The sequence below is a fragment of the Pantoea sp. Cy-639 genome, assembly GCF_011752525.1.
Lineage (GTDB): Bacteria > Pseudomonadota > Gammaproteobacteria > Pseudomonadales > Pseudomonadaceae > Aquipseudomonas.
This window is the reverse complement of sequence record NZ_VWXI01000029.1, coordinates 1-16761: the sequence shown is the minus strand read 5'-3', so window position 1 is coordinate 16761 and position 16761 is coordinate 1. Positions and strand designations below refer to the sequence as shown.

19 protein-coding genes are annotated in these 16761 nt (G+C 64.8%); 16 read left to right on the top strand and 3 right to left on the bottom strand.

Going from position 1 to position 16761, the window contains the following annotated elements:
- Window positions 1–16 precede the first annotated feature (16 nt).
- The 15 genes from ccmA to F3J43_RS23050 all read left to right on the top strand — a co-directional run bounded on the left by ccmA (window position 17) and on the right by F3J43_RS23050 (window position 11561).
- Window positions 17–649, top strand: a complete 633-nt coding sequence (gene ccmA / locus F3J43_RS23115) for a cytochrome c biogenesis heme-transporting ATPase CcmA (protein WP_166892720.1) — start codon at window positions 17–19, stop codon at window positions 647–649.
- Complete coding sequence (gene ccmB / locus F3J43_RS23110; RefSeq protein ID WP_166892716.1) at window positions 646–1314, top strand: heme exporter protein CcmB; 669 nt, start codon at window positions 646–648, stop codon at window positions 1312–1314. The genes ccmA and ccmB overlap by 4 nt, the downstream gene beginning before the upstream one ends.
- Before the next feature lie 47 nt (window positions 1315–1361).
- On the top strand, window positions 1362–2129 hold the full coding sequence (locus F3J43_RS23105) for a heme ABC transporter permease (RefSeq protein ID WP_166892712.1): 768 nt from the start codon (window positions 1362–1364) through the stop codon (window positions 2127–2129).
- A complete protein-coding gene (gene ccmD, locus F3J43_RS23100; protein ID WP_166892709.1) occupies window positions 2126–2302 on the top strand; it encodes a heme exporter protein CcmD in 177 nt (58 codons plus the stop codon). The genes F3J43_RS23105 and ccmD overlap by 4 nt, the downstream gene beginning before the upstream one ends.
- Complete coding sequence (gene ccmE / locus F3J43_RS23095) at window positions 2299–2754, top strand: cytochrome c maturation protein CcmE (RefSeq protein ID WP_166892706.1); 456 nt, start codon at window positions 2299–2301, stop codon at window positions 2752–2754. Before ccmD ends, ccmE begins: the two co-directional genes overlap by 4 nt.
- Window positions 2755–2765: 11 nt before the next feature.
- Window positions 2766–4739, top strand: coding sequence for a heme lyase CcmF/NrfE family subunit (locus tag F3J43_RS23090; RefSeq protein WP_353618286.1), 1974 nt, complete (start codon window positions 2766–2768; stop codon window positions 4737–4739).
- Window positions 4736–5272: a DsbE family thiol:disulfide interchange protein gene (locus F3J43_RS23085; RefSeq protein ID WP_166892700.1), complete on the top strand. Its 537-nt coding sequence runs from the start codon at window positions 4736–4738 to the stop codon at window positions 5270–5272. The genes F3J43_RS23090 and F3J43_RS23085 overlap by 4 nt, the downstream gene beginning before the upstream one ends.
- Complete coding sequence (locus F3J43_RS23080) at window positions 5269–5742, top strand: cytochrome c-type biogenesis protein (protein ID WP_166892697.1); 474 nt, start codon at window positions 5269–5271, stop codon at window positions 5740–5742. The genes F3J43_RS23085 and F3J43_RS23080 overlap by 4 nt, the downstream gene beginning before the upstream one ends.
- On the top strand, window positions 5735–6922 hold the full coding sequence (ccmI, locus tag F3J43_RS23075; RefSeq protein ID WP_166892694.1) for a c-type cytochrome biogenesis protein CcmI: 1188 nt from the start codon (window positions 5735–5737) through the stop codon (window positions 6920–6922). Before F3J43_RS23080 ends, ccmI begins: the two co-directional genes overlap by 8 nt.
- A gap of 13 nt (window positions 6923–6935) precedes the next feature.
- Window positions 6936–7358, top strand: a complete 423-nt coding sequence (locus F3J43_RS23070; RefSeq protein ID WP_166892691.1) for a hypothetical protein — start codon at window positions 6936–6938, stop codon at window positions 7356–7358.
- Between the two features lie 103 nt (window positions 7359–7461).
- Window positions 7462–8400 carry a 2-hydroxyacid dehydrogenase gene (locus F3J43_RS23065; RefSeq protein WP_166892689.1) on the top strand — a complete coding sequence of 313 codons (939 nt, stop codon included), beginning with the start codon at window positions 7462–7464 and terminating at the stop codon, window positions 8398–8400.
- A gap of 51 nt (window positions 8401–8451) precedes the next feature.
- Window positions 8452–8577: a hypothetical protein gene (locus F3J43_RS24215; protein ID WP_286184976.1), complete on the top strand. Its 126-nt coding sequence runs from the start codon at window positions 8452–8454 to the stop codon at window positions 8575–8577.
- Window positions 8578–9289: 712 nt separating this feature from the next.
- A complete protein-coding gene (locus tag F3J43_RS23060) occupies window positions 9290–9703 on the top strand; it encodes a GFA family protein (RefSeq protein WP_166892686.1) in 414 nt (137 codons plus the stop codon).
- Window positions 9704–9778: 75 nt separating this feature from the next.
- Window positions 9779–10117 (top strand): FKBP-type peptidyl-prolyl cis-trans isomerase, encoded by a 339-nt coding sequence (locus F3J43_RS23055; protein WP_166892683.1) that lies wholly within the window; start codon window positions 9779–9781, stop codon window positions 10115–10117.
- A 16-nt stretch (window positions 10118–10133) separates the two neighbouring features.
- Window positions 10134–11561 carry a D-amino acid dehydrogenase gene (locus F3J43_RS23050; RefSeq protein ID WP_353618285.1) on the top strand — a complete coding sequence of 476 codons (1428 nt, stop codon included), beginning with the start codon at window positions 10134–10136 and terminating at the stop codon, window positions 11559–11561.
- A gap of 36 nt (window positions 11562–11597) precedes the next feature.
- Here F3J43_RS23050 and F3J43_RS23045 read toward each other — a convergent pair whose 3' ends face one another.
- The 3 genes from F3J43_RS23045 to F3J43_RS23035 all read right to left on the bottom strand — a co-directional run bounded on the left by F3J43_RS23045 (window position 11598) and on the right by F3J43_RS23035 (window position 14867).
- Window positions 11598–12326, bottom strand: a complete 729-nt coding sequence (locus F3J43_RS23045) for an aspartate/glutamate racemase family protein (protein WP_166892677.1) — start codon at window positions 12324–12326, stop codon at window positions 11598–11600.
- A gap of 17 nt (window positions 12327–12343) precedes the next feature.
- A complete protein-coding gene (locus F3J43_RS23040) occupies window positions 12344–13879 on the bottom strand; it encodes an NCS1 family nucleobase:cation symporter-1 (protein WP_166892674.1) in 1536 nt (511 codons plus the stop codon).
- A 550-nt stretch (window positions 13880–14429) separates the two neighbouring features.
- Window positions 14430–14867 (bottom strand): Lrp/AsnC family transcriptional regulator, encoded by a 438-nt coding sequence (locus F3J43_RS23035; RefSeq protein WP_166892671.1) that lies wholly within the window; start codon window positions 14865–14867, stop codon window positions 14430–14432.
- Between the two features lie 134 nt (window positions 14868–15001).
- Between F3J43_RS23035 and F3J43_RS23030 the strand changes: the two genes are divergently transcribed.
- Entirely contained in the window at window positions 15002–15901 is a 900-nt protein-coding gene (locus F3J43_RS23030) for a DMT family transporter (protein WP_166892668.1), read from the top strand.
- Window positions 15902–16761 lie beyond the last annotated feature (860 nt).

Genomic DNA, 16761 nt, shown 5'->3' with positions numbered 1-16761 from the left:
AGCATAAGGCGATACCGTGACCCTTCACCTCCAAGCCGTGGGCCTGGCCTGCGAGCGCGACTGGCGACTGCTCTTCGAGCACCTGGACTTCGAACTGCGCCCCGGTGACATGCTGCAGATCGCCGGCCCCAACGGCAGCGGCAAGACCAGCCTGCTGCGTTTGCTGGCCGGGCTGATGCAGCCGACCGCCGGGCAGATCCTGTTCAACGGCCAGCCCCTGGCCGAACAGCGCCATGCCTTGGCCAGCATCCTGCTGTGGATCGGCCACGCCGCCGGCATCAAGGACCTGCTCACCCCCGAGGAAAACCTCGCCTGGCTCTGCGCCTTGCACCAGCCCGCTGGCCGCGACGCGATCTGGCAGGCTCTCGAGGCGGTCGGCCTGCGCGGTTTCGAGGATGTCCCCAGCCATACGCTGTCCGCCGGTCAGCAACGCCGCGTGGCACTGGCCCGGCTGCACCTGGACTGCCCGCCGCTGTGGATCCTCGACGAACCATTCACTGCCCTCGACAAACAGGGCGTGGCCCAGCTCGAGGCGCACCTGGCGGACCACTGCGAGCGCGGGGGCACGGTGGTGCTCACCACCCACCACAGCCTCGCGCGCAAGCCTTCGGGCTACCGTGAACTGAACCTGGGGCAATGGGCGGCATGAGCGTATTCCTTCTATTGCTGCGTCGCGAGGCGCGCCTGTTGTTCCGCCGTCCGGCCGAGCTGGCCAACCCGCTGGTGTTCTTTGCCATCGTCGTCGCCCTGTTCCCCCTGGCGGTCGGTCCAGAGACGCAATTGTTGCAAACATTGTCGCCGGGACTGGTCTGGGTCGCGGCCCTGCTGGCCGTGTTGCTGTCGCTGGACGGGCTGTTCCGCAGCGATTTCGAGGACGGTTCCCTGGAGCAGTGGGTGCTCTCGCCCCACCCGCTGGCGCTGCTGGTGCTGGCCAAGGTGCTGGCGCACTGGATCTTTTCCGGGCTGGCGCTGGTATTGTTGGCACCGCTGCTGGCATTGATGCTCGGCTTGCCGGGCGAGTGCCTGCCGGTACTGCTGGCCTCGCTGTTGCTGGGCACGCCGGTGCTGAGCCTGCTCGGCGCCGTCGGCGCGGCGCTGACGGTCGGTCTCAAACGCGGCGGCCTGCTGCTGGCATTGCTGATTCTGCCGTTGTATATCCCTGTATTGATCCTGGGCAGTGGTGCGTTGCAGGCGGCGTTGCAGAATATGCCCGCCACCGGTCACCTGCTCTGGCTTGCCAGCCTGGCGGCACTGGCCGTGACACTGGCACCCTTTGCGATTGCGGCCGGCCTGAAGATCAGCGTTGGCGAATAACGAGTCCCGGGCACCGCAGCCCGGCCAATACCCTGGATGTACCCCTGATGAAAATTAGCTGGACGTGGTTCCACAAACTGGGTTCCCCCAAATGGTTCTATGCCATCAGCGGCCGCATGCTGCCCTGGCTGGCCATTTCCGCCGTCGTGCTGTTGCTGGCCGGGATCACCTGGGGCCTGGCCTTTGCCCCCCAGGACTACCAGCAGGGCAACAGCTTCCGGATCATCTATATCCATGTGCCGGCGGCGATGCTGGCGCAATCCTGCTATGTGATGCTGGCGGTGGCCGGCGTGGTAGGGCTGGTATGGAAGATGAAGCTGGCTGACGTGGCGCTGCAGTGCGCGGCGCCGATCGGCGCCTGGATGACCGCGGTGGCGCTGGTCACCGGGGCGATCTGGGGCAAGCCGACCTGGGGCAGCTGGTGGGTCTGGGACGCGCGCCTGACCTCGATGCTGATCCTGCTGTTCCTGTACTTCGGCATCATCGCCCTGGGCCAGGCCATCAGCAACCGCGACAGCGCGGCCAAGGCCTGCGCGGTGCTGGCCATAGTCGGCGTGGTGAACATTCCGATCATCAAGTACTCGGTGCAATGGTGGAACACCCTGCACCAGGGCGCCACGTTCACCCTCACCGAAAAACCGGCGATGCCGGTCGAGATGTGGCTGCCGCTGCTGCTCACGGCGCTGGGCTTCTACTGCTTCTTCGGTGCCGTGCTGCTGTTGCGCATGCGCCTCGAAGTGCTCAAGCGCGAGGCGCGCGCCAGTTGGGTCAGGGATGAAGTGTTGAGCAGCCTGGGCCGGGAGACCGCGCGATGAGCTTCACCTCCTTCAGTGATTTCCTCGCCATGGGCCACCATGGCCTGTACGTCTGGTCGGCCTACGGCATTTGCCTGGCGGTGCTGGCGCTGAACGTCGCCGCGCCGCTGCTGGCCCGCCGTCGCTACCTGCAAGAAGAGGCGCGTCGTCTGCGCCGGGAGAACAAACCGTGAATCCGCAGCGCAAGAAACGCCTGTTCATCATCCTTGGCCTGCTGGCCGGTGTCGGCATGGCCGTGGGCTTCGCCCTCAGCGCCCTGCAGCAGAACATCAACCTGTTCTACACCCCGACCCAGATCGCCAACGGCGAGGCGCCGCTGGACACCCGCATCCGCGCCGGCGGCATGGTCGAGAAGGGCTCGGTGCAGCGCTCGGCCGACTCGCTGGACGTACGCTTCGTGGTCACCGACTACACCAAGTCGGTGCCGATCACCTACCGCGGCATCCTTCCCGACCTGTTCCGCGAAGGGCAGGGCATCGTCGCCCTTGGCAAGCTCAACGCCGATGGCGTGGTGGTCGCTGACGAGGTATTGGCCAAGCACGACGAGAAATACATGCCGCCGGAAGTCACCAAGGCCCTGAAGGAAAGCGGCCAGGCCGCCAGCGACGCGCAGGCCACACCATGAACGCGGCCCTGGTGATCCCCGAACTGGGGCAGCTGTCGATGATCCTGGCGATCTGCTTCGCCGTGGTCCAGGCCAGCGTGCCGCTGCTTGGCGCCTGGCGCGGCGATGCGCTGTGGATGAGCCTGGCGCGCCCGGCTGCCTGGGGGCAGTTCGCCTTCCTGGCGTTCGCCTTCGCCTGCCTGACCCACGCCTTCATGACCGACAACTTCTCGGTCGCCTATGTCGCCAGCAACTCCAACAGCGCCTTGCCCTGGTACTACAAGTTCAGTGCCGTGTGGGGCGCGCACGAAGGCTCGCTGCTGCTCTGGGCGCTGATCCTCGGCGGCTGGACCTTCGCCGTGTCGGTGTTCTCGCGCCAGTTGCCGCAGGTGATGCTGGCGCGGGTGCTGGCGGTGATGGGCATGATCAGCGTCGGCTTCCTGTCGTTCCTGATCATCACCTCCAACCCGTTCTCGCGCCTGCTGCCGCAGGTGCCGGGCGATGGCCGCGACCTCAACCCGTTGCTGCAGGACTTTGGCCTGATCGTCCACCCGCCGATGCTGTACATGGGCTATGTCGGTTTCTCGGTGGCCTTCGCCTTCGCCATCGCCGCGTTGCTCGGCGGTCGCCTGGACGCGGCCTGGGCACGCTGGTCGCGACCGTGGACCATCGTGGCCTGGGCGTTCCTCGGCGTCGGCATCACCCTCGGCTCGTGGTGGGCCTACTACGAGCTGGGCTGGGGCGGCTGGTGGTTCTGGGACCCGGTGGAGAACGCCTCGTTCATGCCCTGGCTGGTGGGCACGGCGCTGATCCACTCGCTGGCGGTCACCGAGAAGCGCGGCGTATTCAAGAGCTGGACCGTGTTGCTGGCCATCGCCGCGTTCTCGCTGAGCCTGCTGGGCACCTTCCTGGTCCGCTCCGGGGTGCTGACCTCGGTGCACGCCTTTGCCGCCGATCCGTCGCGCGGCATTTTCATCCTGGTGTTCCTGCTGTTCGTGGTCGGTGGTTCGCTGACCCTGTTCGCCCTGCGTGCGCCGGTGGTCAAGAGCCAGGTGGGCTTCGCCCTGTGGTCGCGCGAAACGCTGTTGCTGGCCAACAACCTGGTGCTGGTGGTGGCGGCCTCGATGATCCTGCTCGGCACCTTGTACCCGCTGGTGCTCGACGCCCTGACCGGCGCCAAGCTGTCGGTCGGCCCACCTTATTTCGATGCGCTGTTCCTGCCGCTGATGGCGTTGCTGATGGTGGTGCTCGGGGTAGGGGTGCTGGTGCGCTGGAAGGACACCCCCGGCAAGTGGCTGGCGGGCATGCTGACCCCGGTGCTGATCGGCAGTGCGGTGCTGGCTCCGCTCGCCGGGCTGATCGTCGACGATTTCGACTGGCCGATCCTGAGCGTGTTCGCCCTGGCCGCCTGGGTGCTGCTCAGCGGCGCGCGCGACATCCTCGACAAGACCCGGCACAAGGGGCTGTTCAAGGGGCTCGGCAGCCTGAACCGCAGCTACTGGGGCATGCACCTGGCGCACCTGGGCCTGGCGGTGTGCGCCCTGGGCGTGGTGCTGTCGAGCAACAACAGTGCCGAGCGCGACCTGCGCATGGCGCCTGGCGAGAGCGTCGAGCTGGGCGGCTATCACTTCCTGTTCGAAGGCGCCAGGCACTTCGAGGGGCCGAACTTCATTTCCGACAAGGGCACCATTCGCGTGTCGCGCGATGGTCGTGAGGTGAGCGTGCTGCATCCGGAGAAACGCCTGTACACCGTGCAGCAGTCGATGATGACCGAGGCCGGCATCGACGCCGGCTTCACCCGCGACCTCTACGTCGCCCTCGGCGAGCCGCTGGAAAACGGCGCCTGGGCGGTGCGGGTGCATATCAAACCGTATGTCCGCTGGATCTGGCTGGGCGGTCTGCTGACCGCGCTGGGTGGTTTCCTGGCGGCCCTCGACCGGCGTTACCGCGTCAAGGTCAAAGCCCGTGTGCGTGATGTGCTGGGCGTGTCTGGAGCTACCGCATGAAGCGTTGGATCATGGTGGTGCCACTGGCGGTGTTCCTGCTGATGGCGGTCTTTCTCTACAAGGGGTTGTTCCTCAAGCCCGACGAGTTGCCCTCGGCAATGATCGGCAAGCCGTTCCCGGCCTTTGCCCTGGGCACGGTGCAGGGCGATCGCAGCCTGAGCCAGGCTGACCTGATCGGCCGCCCGGCGCTGGTCAACGTGTGGGGCACCTGGTGCCCGTCGTGCAAGGTCGAGCACCCGTATCTCAACCAGCTCGCCGAGCAGGGGGTGGTGATCCACGGGGTCAACTACAAGGACGACAATGCTGCCGCATTGAAATGGCTGGCCGAGTTCCACAACCCTTACCAGCTCAACATCGCCGACCCGCAGGGCTCGCTGGGCCTGGACCTGGGGGTGTACGGCGCGCCGGAGACCTTCCTGATCGACGCCAAGGGCATCATCCGCTACAAGCATGTCGGCGTGGTCGACGCCACGGTGTGGCGCGAGCAGTTGGCGCCGCTGTACCAGGGGCTGGTCGACGAGGGCAGGCCATGAAGCGCTGGCTCGCAGCCGCCGTGCTGGGCTTGAGCCTGGCCGGGGTGGCCAAGGCGGCCATCGACACCTATCAGTTTCGCGACGAGGCCGAGCGCGAGCGCTACCAGCAACTGACCAAGGAATTGCGCTGCCCCAAGTGCCAGAACCAGGACATCGCCGATTCCAACGCCCCGATCGCCGCCGACTTGCGTCGCGAGATCTTCCGCATGCTCGGCGAGAACAAGAGCAACCAGCAGATCGTCGACTTCATGGTCGATCGCTATGGCGACTTCGTGCGCTACAAGCCTGCGCTCAGCGAGCGTACCTGGCTGCTCTGGTTCGGTCCGGGGGTTCTGCTGGCCGGTGGCTTCGTGGTGCTCGCGGTGATCGTCCGCCGTCGTCGTGGTCCGGCTAGCGCCACCACCGAACTGTCCGCCGCCGAACGCGAGCGGCTCGCCAAACTGCTGGAAAAAGACCCTGCCCATGACTGAATTCTGGCTTAGCGCGGGCCTGCTGCTGCTCGCCGCCCTGGCTTTCCTGCTGTTGCCGCTGTTGCGTGGCCATCGTCGGCAGCAGGCCGAACAGGACCGCACCGCACTCAACGTGGCGCTGTACGAGGAGCGTGTCGCCGAACTGACCGCGCAACAGGCGGCCGGTGTGCTTGATCTCGACCAGTTGACCAATGGCCGCGATGAGGCGGCCCGTGAACTGCTGGCCGACACCGAGCGTGACGACGGTGAGCGCCAGGGCCACCTGGGCAAGGTCGTGCCGCTGCTGGCGGCGCTGCTGGTGCCGGCCATGGCGCTGGGGCTGTACCTGCACTTCGGTGCTGCGGACAAGGTCGAGCTGACCCAGGAGTTCGCCAAGGCACCGCAGTCGATGGAAGAGATGACCGCGCGCCTGGAGCGTGTCGTGCAGGCCCAGCCCGACTCGGCAGAGGGCCTGTACTTCCTCGGGCGTGCCTACATGGCCGAGCAACGCCCGGCCGATGCCGCCAAGGCCTATGAGCGCGCGGTGGCCCTGGCCGGGCGTCAGCCCGAGCTGCTCGGGCAGTGGGCCCAGGCGCTGTATTTCGCCGCCGACAAGCAATGGAACGCTCAGGTGCAGGCGCTGACCGACGAGGCGCTCAAGGCCGATCCGCGGGAAGTCACCAGCCTGGGCCTGCGGGGTATCGCGGCCTTTGAAGGCGAGCGTTACCAGGAAGCCATCGACTTCTGGAGCCGCTTGCTGGCCCAGTTGCCAGAGGGCGATGCGTCGCGGGCTGCGTTGCAGGGTGGCATCGATCGCGCAGCGGAGAAGCTCAAGGCCTCCGGTGGCAAGCTGGCCGTGGCGGCACGCCTGAAGGTGCGGGTCGAACTGGCTGCTGCGCTCAAGGACAAGGTGCGCCCCGACGACACCGTGTTCATTTTCGCCCGTGCCAGCGATGGCCCGCCCATGCCGCTGGCTGCCAAGCGCGTGACCGTGGCGCAACTGCCGATCGAGGTGGAGTTGTCGGACGCCGATGCGATGATGCCGCAGATGAAACTGTCGGACTTCGCCGAAGTCCAACTGGTGGCCCGTGTTTCGCGCGCTGGCCAGCCGACCCGCGGCGAGTGGAAGGCGCAGAGCGCACCGCTGGCCAACGGCACCCAGGCTACCCAGCGCCTGACCATCGACAGCCCCGACTCATAAGAGAGCAACCTCCATGAACAGCACCGTACGCCTGACCCTGATCACCCTGGCCCTGGGTCTGTCCGCATGTACGGTGCACCAACCGGGCGAGTACGAGCCGTTGCCGCCGATCGAGCGTACGCCGCCGCATCCAGGGCCGGCGGTCAAGCCATTGCCGGGTAGCAGGCCTGGTGGCCAGCCGAGCGCACCGGCAGCGATCCCCAAGGCCATGCCACGCACTTCCGCCAGCTTCGCACCGCCACCTGGCGGTGCCAGTCACTGGGACCCGAAGCTTGGGGTGTATGTGCTGGAGAAACAGCCCAATACCTTCTACCGCCAACGCACCTATTACCGCTGGAACAGCGGCTGGAGCTGGTCGCTGAGTCCCAATGGGCCGTGGCAGGACACCGACAGCAGTGGTGTACCGGGCGGGTTGGGGCGGGCGTTCGGGCAATAAAGGTTTTTTATCCAATCGCGGGGCAAGCCCGCTCCCACGTCAGCTCAGCGTTTCGGGCTGGCATGGGCACGGACTTGCCCCGCGCATTCAACCGGAGGGCGGCATGAGCAAGACAGTCCTGGTGCTGGTGGAAACCGTCGATGCTTACCTGCCGCTATTGGAACAGGCTGGCTACCGCCTGATTCGCGCCCCTTCGGCACTCCTGCGTGCCGATGCCATCGCCCGCCACGCCGGCGAAATCGATGCCGTACTGACCCGTGGTCCGCTAGGGCTTAGCGCCGCCGAGATCGAGGCGCTGGCCAAGTTGCGGATCATCTGTGTGATCGGCGCCGGCTACGAGCAGGTCGACCTGGCCGCCGCGGCGGCCCGTGGCATTACGGTCACCAACGGCGCCGGGGCCAATGCCGGGGCGGTGGCCGACCACGCCATGGCGCTGTTGCTGGCCTTGTTGCGTGATATCCCGCGCGCCGATGCCAGCACTCGCCGTGGTGAGTGGAACCGGGTGATCAGCCCGTCGGTGAGCGGCAAGCGGCTGGGCATCATCGGCCTTGGCGCGGTTGGCCAGGCTATCGCCCGGCGTGCCAGCCAGGGTTTCGACATGCCTGTCAGCTACCACAGTCGCACGCCGCGCGCGGATGTGCCCTACACCTGGTATGACAGCCCGCTGCACCTGGCCGATGCGGTGGACATCCTGCTGGTGGCTACGCCCGGTGGTCATGGCACCCGGCATCTGGTCGATGCTGGCGTGCTGGAAGCGCTGGGCGCGGAGGGGTACCTGGTCAACATCGCCCGGGCCAGCGTGGTCGACACCGATGCGTTGGTCGATGCCTTGCGCCAGGGGGGTGTCGCCGGGGCTGCGCTGGATGTGTTCGATGATGAGCCTGGGGTGCCGGATACCCTGAAGGCATTGAGCAACACTGTGCTCACGCCGCATGTGGCGGGCCAGTCGCCGGAGGCCGCGCGGGATACGGTGAACCTGGTACTGCGCAACTTGCAGGCATTCTTTTCTGGTGAGCCGGTGTTGACTCCGGTTCGCGCCTGAGCCCTTTTCTGAAGCCTGCCTGGTGGAGTACCGGGCATGAGGAGCCTTTGCATGCAACTCGAAATTTTCCAGGTCGATGCCTTTTCCTCGGTGCCGTTCGACGGCAATCCGGCGGCGGGGCGGGTGATTATTCGTGGACGGGGGGCGCTTTACCTGCGAGGTGTGATTTCTGTTTGATGCGGGTTTGGTTTGATTTGTTTGTTTTGAGAGTTGTGCGCGCATTCATTTGCTTTGGCGACGCATAGTCACCTTTCCGCCCTTACGGCGGGTCACTTTTTGTCAAACGCGACAAAAAGTAACCAAAAAACGCTGCGCTCCGTTCATCCGGCCCTGCGCTTCGCTCCGGGTTCCTTCGCTCCGGCGTCTTGCGGGCCAGCGCGGACTCCGACTTGCTGCGCAAGTCTACATCTCGCGCCCTCGGCTGCGCCGAGGGGTGCTGCGCACCTGGCCCTCCAGACGCCTGCGCTCAGCCTCCTGAAGTCGCGAAGGTACGGGCGGCGACTGGGAGGGCGCAGCTGTCGCTAGCAGGGTTTCGCGTGATCTTGCCGGCCCAATCGCAGGCTTCGCCAGCTCCCACATTTTTCGCCGCTGGTCGTCCAGCCTTCTTGCTATTTGCAATTGGCCGCTGGTCTTCTGCTTCCTGGCCGCCAGGCCAGCAGTTTGTAGGAGCTGGCGAAGCCTGCGATGGGGGCCGAAAGCTATACACCTAGGTTACAGACCAAGCAGGCATATGTTCGATGGAACCTCGAAGCGAAGCGTAGGGGACGGATGATGGAGCGATGTACGGGCGCAAAGGTGACTAGGCGTCGACAAAGCCAATGGATACACATACATCTCGAAAAACCACCCCCTATACTCACCCTCTCAAAAAATGCATGGAGCTCCCCCAGTGTCGCTGAATAAACAAGGCACCTGCCTGTGCAAGGCCACCCGTCTCAACCTCACCCTGGCCAGCACCGATATAACCGCCTGCCACTGCAACATGTGCCGCAAATGGACCGGCGGTCCGCTGCTGACAGTCCACTGCACCACCCCCCCAATGATCGAAGGCCCCGCACCCAGCGTCTATGACTCCTCCCCCTGGGCCCAACGCGGTTTCTGCGGCCAGTGCGGCACCCACCTGTTCTACCGGCTGAAAGAACAGGACCTGTACGTCGTGCCGGCCGGCCTGCTCGATGGCGAGGAAAGCTGGACCTTCACCGAGCAGATCTTCATCGACGAAAAACCCGCCTGGTACTGCTTCAAGAACGAGACCAGGAACCTCACCGGCCAAGAGGTGTTCGATCAGTTCGCTCCATCCTGAAGCCCCTCGCCTTGCCAAATCGCTGCATTCCTGAGAAAAGGGCGGCCACTGAAAAACCGCTTCGAGGAACCTGCCATGAGCAGTGAACTGCAAATCACCGATCTTCAGGAAGGCGACGGCAAGGCCGTGGTCAAGGGCGCACTGATCACCACCCAGTACCGTGGCACCCTGGCCGATGGCAGCGAGTTCGACTCGTCCTGGACCCGCGGCAAGCCGTTCCAGTGCGTGATCGGCACCGGCCGGGTGATCAAAGGCTGGGACCAGGGCCTGATGGGCATGCGCGTAGGCGGCAAGCGCCGCCTGCAGGTACCGGCGCACCTGGGTTATGGCGAACGCAGCGTTGGCTCGATTCCACCGAACTCGGACCTGACCTTCGAGATCGAGCTGCTCGAAGTGCTGACCCGCGACGACTGAGCCATCCGGCAGCGCAATAATTCGGCAACACAGCCGCCGTAAGGTCGAAGCTGTCCAGGGCACGGACCAACTGCTTCAAGGACGAAACTGCCACGGATGGCAACCACGACAGGGATGCCCTGCGGTCACGGCCGCAGGGCAACGTCGTCGCTTCCCCTCTCCCACACCCACCGCACGCCAACCTCCGCATGGCCGAGCCCCCCGCGCTGCTGTTACTGTCGCTGGCGACGGAGCGCACAGGAGCAAGGGAATGAATCAGCGGGTGACGGTGATCGGCGGGGGCGTGGTCGGGTTGGCGAGCGCCTATGCACTGGTGCGCCAAGGGTGGCAGGTCGATCTGGTCGAGGCCCGCGACAGCCTGGCCAGCGCCACCAGCTTCGCCAATGGCGGGCAGTTGTCCTATCGCTATGTGGCGCCGCTGGCCGATGCCGGGGTGCCATGGCAGGCCCTGGGCTGGATGCTGCAAGGCGATTCGCCGCTGCGCCTGCGCTTGCGCCTGGACCCGGCGCAATGGCGCTGGCTGGCGTCATTCCTGATGGCTTGCCGGAGTTCGGTGAATCGTCGCAACGCTACGCAACTGCTGGCCCTGGCCCTGCAAAGCCAGGCAACCCTGGCGCGCTGGCGCGAAGAGGATGGCCTGGACGGCTTCGCCTGGCGACGCAATGGCAAGCTCGTGGCATTTCGCACGCAGCGGGCCTTTGCCCATGGCCGCGAACAACTGCTCGACCCCGATCATCAGCACGCCCTGGATGCCACCGACCTGCGCGGGCTTGACCCGGCCCTGGCCGAAGCGCCTTTTGTCGGCGGTGTGTTCACGCCGGCCGAGGAGGTCGCCGACTGCCATCGTTTCTGCCTGCGTCTGGCCGAGCGCCTGCTGGCCTCGGGCCAGTGCCGGATGCTGCTGGGCCGGCCGGTGACCCGGCTGCTCGCGCAGGACCACACCGTGGTTGCCCTTGAACTTGGCCATGAGCGACTGTCAGTACAGCGGCTGGTGCTCTGCGCCGGGCACCGTAGTGCCGGGCTGGCCTTGCCCGGGCTCAGGCTGCCGGTGTACCCGCTCAAGGGCTACAGCCTGACCGCACCCATCGAGGCCGCCCACGAGGCACCCGATGTGAGTCTCACCGACTATGAACGCAAGATCGTCTATGCCAGGTTGGACGACCAACTGCGGGTGGCGGCGATGGTCGATATCGTCGGCTATGACGACTCGGTCGATGCCGGCCGGCTCAGGAGCATGCGCCGGTCGGCCTGGGAAACACTGCCGCAGGCTGCCGACTACCAACAGGCCGTGGAGTGGGCAGGCATGCGCCCGGCGACGCCGAGCGGGGTGCCGATCATCGACGCCACGCGCTATCGCAACCTGTGGTTGAACCTCGGGCACGGGGCACTGGGGTTCACCCTGGCGTGCGGCAGCGCGCAGCGGCTGGTCAAGCTGTTGCGGTGAGCGTGCGGGCCTGTTGCGAGGCCCGCACGAGAGGCCTCAGCGGCCGAAGCGCATCGGCCAGCCCAGTACCTGCTTCACCCTCGGCGTGGCGTAGGTGCGTACCTTGGAGGTGCTCAGGCCCAGGCGCACCAGCGACTCGGCGATGGTCACCGCCGCGCTCACCCCATCCACCACCGGTACGCCGGTGCGCTGGCGGATCTGCTCGTCGAGCCCGGCCATGCCACCGCAGCCCAGGCAGATTACCTCGGCCTTGTCCTCGTGCACGGCGCGTTCGGCTTGCTCGACGATGGCCTCCACCGCCCGCCGCGGGTCGGCCTCCAGTTCCAGCACCGCCAGGCCACTGGCGCGCACCGAGGCGCAGCGCTGGTACAGGCCGGACAGCTTCAGGCGATCCTCGATCAGCGGTACCGTGCGGTCCAGGGTGGTCACCACCGAGTAGGCATGGCCCAGGTACATCGCGGTGCTGGCGGCGGCGTCGGTGATGTCTACCACCGGCACCTGCAGCAGCTCCTGCAGGCCTTCGCGGCCATGCTCGCCATAGCCCGCCTGGATCACGGCGTCGTAGGGCTGGTCATAGGCCAGCACCCGGTCCATCACGGCGATGGCGGCCAGGTAGCTCTCGAAATTACCCTCCACCGACTCGGCGCCGAACCACGGCGTCAGGCCGACGATCTCGGTGCCGGGCGCGGCGACGCTGCGTGCCTGTTCGGCGATGGCCTGGGTGATGGCCTCGGTGGTGTTGACGTTGGCAATCAGAATGCGCATGACGGATCTCCCTGAAGTCAGTGGCTGCTGTGGTCGACGGCGATGCACTCGCCGCTGACGTCGTGGTAGTGGCCGTGGCGCGGTGCGACCAGCAAGTACACAGCGGCGGCGATGCCGGCGCCGATCAGCCAGGAGAACGGCGCGACGCTGTGGAAGTTGGGCACCAGGGCCAGGACGATGGCCAGCAGGGCGGCGGGAACGAACGCCGCCACTGCGCGCAGGTTGACGCCGCGGGTGTAGTGGTAGGCGCCGGCGGGGTTCTCGCTGTACAGCTCGGGCACGTTGATGCGGCCCTTCCGCAGCAGCCAGTAGTCGGCCATGATCACGCCGTACAGCGGGCCGAGCAGGGCGCCCAGGCCGGAGAGGAAGTAGACGATCACCAGCGGGCTGTTGTAGAGGTTCCACGGCAGGATCACCACCGCCAGGGTGGCGCTGATCAGGCCGGCACGGCGGAAGTTCAGGTGGCGCGGCGCCAGGTTGCTGAGCACGAAGGCCGGGGCGACGAAGTTGGCCATGATGTTCACCGCCACGGTGACGATCAGGAAGGCCAGGCAGCCGAGCACCAGGAAGGTGGTGTCGGGGATGCTGGCGACGATCTGCGTCGGGCTGTCGATCACCTTGCCGTCGATCTGGAACTGCGCGCCGCACAGCACCACGGTGATGCTGGCGAACACCAGGATATTCACCGGCAGGCCCCAGAAGTTGCCGACACGAATGGTCCTGCGGCACGGCGAACTGCGTGCGAAGTCGCAGAAATTCAGCACCAGGGTGCCGTAGATCGCCAGCCACAGTGCGCCGCCGGCGAAGATGTTGCGCCACATCTCGTAGCCTGTGAGCGGTTCGGCCACCGACCAGGCGATGCGCGCATCGGCCTTGAAATACATGAACAGTGCCAGGCTGGCCACGGTAAGCAGGATCACCGGACCGGCGAAGGCCTCGTAACGGCGCACCATCTCCATGCCGTAGGCGAGGATCACCAACTGCACCAGCCAGATCGCCACGAAGCACACCCAGCCCAGGCTGGACAGCCCGAGCAGGCTGTCATGGTCGTACGCGCTCAGCTGTGGCCACACGGCGGTGAGCAGCACCCGCAGCACCACCGAGGCCAGGTAGGTCTGGATGCCGAACCAGGCGATGGCGATCACCGCGCGGATCAGCGCCGGGAGCTGCGCGCCATGGATGCCGAAGGCGATGCGGCTGATCACCGGGAATGGCACGCCGGTCTTCTGCCCCATGTAGCCGGACAGGTTCATGAAGCAGTACACCAGCGCCGCGCCGATCGCCAGCGACAGGAGGATCTGCCAGCCGCCCAGGCCGAGGGCGAACAGCCCCATGGCGAAGGAGTAGTTGGCGATGTTGTGCACATCGTTGGTCCACAGCGCGAAGATGCTGTAGCCACCCCAGCGGCGGCCCTCCAGGCGAGTGGGGGCGAGGTCGCGGTTGTGCAGGCGCGGACTCAGTTCAAGCTCGGCGGGGTGACCTTCCAGGGCGGTGGCGCTGGGGCTGGTGCTGGCAACGGAAAGTTCAGGGGCAAGGGGGAGGCTGCTACTCATTCCGGCGGCTCCTGATGCGCGTGACTGCGATGAGCGGGCGCTGGCGCACGGGCTCGCCATCTCGTCGGTGCAGGCGTTGGCATCACTGGGTTCTGGGCGCAACGGTCACTTCTGGGGCGACGCTGCGAGTTCTTGTGTATTTATGTTTCGAGCAACTTGTATACAAAACACAAACACATAAAAGCCAGTTCCATGCCAGCTGGAATACAGTTCTTAGATGATCATTGCTTTGAATTAGGCGTTATAAAATATAAGCTCATGAAAGAAATGAACTATAAGTTGACCATTCAAACAGCTTTTATTTTTCGATTGGCTTATTAGTTGATCGTTTGGTCAAATTCTGTGAGCGATGAGGTGTAACTTATTGGGGCGTTACCCCATATAAGTGCACACAAAAATGGCACTTACAGTGACATTCTTGTGTACAAGTATCGATTCGCGGTGCCTGTACGAGCCGGCCTTGCCGGCGAAGACCGACGCAGCCGGTGTCATCGCCACGTCGCCTGCCCAGCCACAAGCCTGGCGCCTTCACCGCTCAGGCCGATGCGCTTCACTCCATCGGCGGCAACCGCCGTTTCACCGGGGTCTTCTTGATGATCGCCGTGTTGGTCTCGGCCAGCACATTGAGCCGGTCGAGCAAGGTATCCAACTGCTCCATCGAGCGCACATGCAGGCGGGCGATGAAACAGTCCTCGCCGGTCACCTTGTCGCATTCGGTGAACTCGGCAATGGCGATGATCTGCCGCTCTACTTCCTGCAACTGCCCCGGTAACGGGCGGATACGCACGATGGCCTGCAACTGGTAGCCGAAGCAGCGCGGATCCACCTCCACCGTGTAGCCGCGCAGCACGCCGCGCTCTTCCAGACGACGCAGGCGCTCGCTGACGCTCGGTGCGGACAGGCCGCTGATCTGCGCCAGTGCCTTGAGTGAACGGCGTGAATCTTCCATCAAGGCATTGATCAGCAACTGGTCGATGGTGTCAGTCATGGCTACCTCTGTCAGGCAATCGGCGTGAATGGCCTTGATAGTAAAGGCCAATGGCGTTTTTCGCCTTGGTTATCCACTGGAGGCGTGATCGATCGCCTGCGCATACTGTGGCCATCGTCGACAGGAGGTGTGAGATGGACAATACGCTGCGCCGTGGTTCGCTGGAAATGATCGCTGCCATGCTGATCTCCGGGACCATCGGCTGGTTCGTGTTGGTGTCCGGGCAGCCGGTACTGGAGGTGGTGTTCTGGCGTTGCGTGTTCGGCGCCGGCACCTTGCTGCTGATCTGCGCCGCCATGGGCTTTCTCAAGCCCGGCGTGCTGACCCGCGCCACCTTCCTGCTGGCGGTGCTCAGCGGGGTGGCCATCGTCGGCAACTGGGTGCTGCTGTTTGCCTCCTACTCGCGTGCCTCGATCGCCATCGGTACCGCGGTGTACAACGTCCAGCCGTTCATGCTGGTGGGGCTGGCGGCGTTGTTTCTCGGCGAGAAACTGACCCTGCCCAGGCTGACCTGGTTGAGCGTGGCTTTTCTCGGCATGCTGGCCATCGTCGGTGCCCATGGCAGCGGCCAGGCGGCCGGCAGCGATTACTTGCAGGGCATCGGCCTGGCCCTGGGCGCGGCGTTCCTCTATGCCGTGGCGGCCTTGATCATCAAGCGCCTGACCGGTACGCCGCCGCACCTGATCGCGCTGGTCCAGGTGAGCACCGGCGTGCTGCTGCTGGCGCCGTGGGTCAAGCTCGGCGGGCTGCCGGGCGAGCTGCCGGCACTGAGCAGCCTGGTGACCCTGGGCATGGTCCACACCGGGCTGATGTATGTGCTGTTGTATAGCGCCATCCAGCGCCTGCCTACCGCGTTGACCGGCGCCCTGTCGTTCATCTACCCGATCGCGGCGATCCTGGTCGACTGGATCGCCTTCGGCCACCGCCTGGCGCCACTGCAATGGCTGGGCGTGGTGTTGATCCTGCTGGCGGCGGCGGGCATGCAGCAGGGATGGTGGTGGCGCAGCGCGGGGAAAACGGCGCAGCAACAATAAGGCAGCGCCTTGCACAAGCGATTCATCCTACGATTTCATCGGATGATGGCATATTGATGCCTGCGTGATTTTCAGTACCCTGCGCCTCTGTTTGCGTTGATTCGCGCTGCGTCCGTGTACTGAGCCACTTTCCATGTCCTCGCTTTTTCGCGCCCTGGCCTCAGACCTGGCGCTACTGCCCCCTGTTTGTCTGTGCTGCACCGTTCCAGTCTCCTGGCGATCGTGACCTGATCCGCGACCGTCAGGAAACCTGCTGCAAGAACAGCGCAATCGTCTCGAAGACCTGTAGCAACTTCCTGGCACCTGTGCCCTCCCTTGTACGGTTACATTCGTCTGGAGCGTCGCAGTGATTGCTGTTGTGGGGAGACCTTGACTCGATCAGCCCAGTCTCGGTTGGCCAGCAGCTAGCGGTGTTGGAATAGGTTTCACTGCCCGGGTTTACTGGAGACCCCAAGCTCCTGTACGTGTTTGCAGATTTCTAGCAGGTGAGAGGCGATTTACTTTGTTGACTCTATGGTCAACTGCGCAAGAAGTTGCGCACTCAAATGTGGATAAGTGTGTGGATAGTTCGATACAGCCCTTGGTAATCGTCATGTACAGCCAACTGCGCAACTTTTTGCCACCACTGCGCAAGAAGTTGCGCAACTTTTGAATGGTTCAAGTTGGAAAGAGCATCTAAATGGATGTGCGTTCTTTGTAACTATCTGTTTTTAGTCGATAAATAAAAACTGGTACGCCCTTTGTATTACCTAGTCGCCCCGAGGTGGCAAATTCCTGCCACCCGGCGACTATTTCTCAAGCAAGGAGAGCGACACATGGCAACTCCCGCCTACATGGCCGTCACCGGCGAAAAACAAGGT